Raw genomic sequence first — 2807 nt, 5'->3', positions numbered from 1 at the left:
TCCAGAGTAATGAGGGTCGGATATCCCTCGTGAATATAGCGGACATCGACCGCTAAGACTAAACACGTCTCGAGACCGATAGCGAACAAGTAGCGTGAGCGAACGCTGAAAAGCACCCCACAAAGGGAGGTGCAATAGGGCCTGAAATCAGTTGGCGATGGAGCGACGGGGCTCAAAAGGCCCCTCGATAAACGACCCGGGTGCGAACCCGCAGTAGGACTCGAGGGGAGCCGGTGTCCCGTCGTACGTTTTGAAAAACGAGCCAGGGAGTGTGTTTGTTTGGCGAGTCTAACCCGTGCATCGGGGAAGGCATAGGGAAACCAATACGGCCGCAGCGCTTTGCGCGAGGGCCACCGTCTTCAAGGGCGGGGAGTCAAACTGACACGACCCGAAACCGGATGATCTACGCGTGGGCAAGGTGAAGCGTGGCGAAAGCCACGTGGAGGCCTGCTAGGGATGGTGTCCTACAATACCCTCCCGTGACCTACGTGTAGGGGTGAAAGGCCCATCGAATCCGGCAACAGCTGGTTCCGACCGAAACATGTCGAAGCATGACCTCTGTCGAGGTAGTCCGTGGGGTAGAGCGACCGATTGGGAGATCCGCCTCCGAGAGGAGTCGGCCTCCCTGTCGAACTCCAAACCTACGGACGCCATTGACGCAGGGAATCCGGTGTGCGGGGTAAGCCTGTGCACCAGGAGGGAGACAACCCAGAGCTGGGTTAAGGTCCCCAAGTGTGGACTAAGTGCGATCGAAGGTGGTCCCGAGCCCTAGACAGCCGGGAGGTGAGCTTAGAAGCAGCTACCCTCCAAGAAAAGCGTAACAGCTTACCGGCCGAGGTTCGGGGCGCCGAAAATGATCGGGGCTCAAGTCCACCACCGAGACCTGGCGGCACGCGTCACAGCGTGATCCAGTAGGTCGGCATTCTGTTCGGGTGGAAGTACGGGTGAGAACTCGTATGGACCGAATAGGAACGAAAATCCTGGCCATAGTAGCAGCGTGAGTCGGGTTAGACCCCCGACGGCCTGAAGAGTAAGGGTTCCTCGGCAATGCTGATCAGCCGAGGGTTAGCCGATCCTAAGTCTCACCGTAGATCGAATGAGACGACAGGGAAACTGGTTAATATTCCAGTGCCACCGTGCAGTGAAAGTTGACGCTTTGGGGCAGGTCGAGCCGGGCTTTCGCCCGGTCGAACCGTCAAAATCCGTGGAAGCCGTAATGGCAGGAAGCGGACGAACGGCGGGATAGCGCAAGTCGACTCAACCTAGAGCCCGTGAAAAAACGAGCACGGTGATCGTACCGAGATCCGACACAGGTACTCTGGCGGCGAAAGCCAAGGTCTGTCGGGAGCAACCGACGTTAGGGAATTCGGCAAGTTAGTCCCGTAAGTTCGCGATAAGGGATGCCTGCCCCGGATAGGGGCAGGTCGCAGTGACTCGGACGCTCCGACTGTCTAGTAACAACATAGGTGACCGCAAATCCGCAAGGACTCGTACGGTCACTGAATCCTGCCCAGTGCAGGTATCTGAAAACCCGGTACAACGGGGCGAAGGACCTGTTAACGGCGGGGGTAACTATGACCCTCTTAAGGTAGCGTAGTACCTTGCCGCTTCAGTAGCGGCTTGCATGAATGGATCAACGAGAGCGTCACTGTCCCAACGTTGGGCCCGGTGAACTGTACGTTCCAGTGCGGAGTCTGGAGACCCCCAAGGGGAAGCGAAGACCCTATAGAGCTTTACTGCAGGCTGTCGCTGGGACACGGTCGCTAATGTGCAGCATAGGTAGGAGCCGCTACACAGGTGCGTGCGCCAGCACGTCGCCGAGGCATCATTGAAATACTACCCGTTAGTGACTGTGACCCTCACTCCGGGAGGAAGACACCGGTAGCCAGGCAGTTTGACTGGGGCGGTACACGCTCGAAAAGATATCGAGCGTGCCCCAAGATTTCCTCAGCCGCGTCGGAGACGCGGCAAAGAGCGCAAGAGCAAAAGGAAGTCTGACAGTGTCCTCCACAACGAGGGACGCTGACGCGAAAGCGTGGTCTAGCGAACCAACCAGCCTGCTTGATGCGGGCGGTTGCTGACAGAAAAGCTACCTTAGGGATAACAGAGTCGTCACCGGCAAGAGCACATATCGACCCGGTGGCTTGCTACCTCGATGTCGGTTCCCTCCATCCTGCCCGTGCAGAAGCGGGCAAGGGTGAGGTTGTTCGCCTATTAAAGGAGGTCGTGAGCTGGGTTTAGACCGTCGTGAGACAGGTCGGCTGCTATCTATTGGGGGTGCTATGGTACCTGACGGGAACATTCGTATAGTACGAGAGGAACTCCGAATGGTCACCACTGGTGTACCGGTCGTCCGAGAGGGCGCGTGCCGGGCAGCCACGTGACACGGGGTAAGAGCTGAATGCATCTAAGCTCGAAACCCACCTGGAAAAGAGGTACCGCCGAGACCACTCGTAGAAGACGAGTTCGATAGACTCGGGGTGTGCGCGCCGAGGCAACGAGGCGTTGAGCCCGCGAGCACTAACTGGTCGAGCCACACACTCATACTGAATGTGGATTCGCACTGATTGGCCCGTTTGAACGGGTCCAGGCGTTAACTGGATTGCACGGACATACGGTTGGTCGAACCACCGACGACTGGTGTTTGACCGCGGTTCGATTCCGCGGGTCGGCGTTAAGGCGGCCACAGCGGCGGGGCGACACCCGTACCCATCCCGAACACGGAAGTTAAGCCCGCCTGCGTTCCGGCCAGTACTGGAGTGCGCGAGCCTCTGGGAACACCGGTTCGCCGCCTCCCACTCATACCA

At 58.4% G+C, this 2807-nt stretch carries 2 rRNA genes; both read left to right on the top strand.

Annotation, left to right across the window (positions count from 1 at the left end):
* Positions 1-2544, top strand: a 23S ribosomal RNA gene (locus tag ACRYA2_RS26500); the annotation flags it as partial.
* A gap of 131 nt (positions 2545-2675) precedes the next feature.
* A 5S ribosomal RNA gene (rrf, locus tag ACRYA2_RS26495) occupies positions 2676-2797 on the top strand.
* Positions 2798-2807: the final 10 nt, after the last annotated feature.

The sequence above is a fragment of the Halomicrococcus pelagicus genome (assembly GCF_050954125.1).
This window is presented reverse-complemented; position numbering and strand designations above follow the sequence as displayed.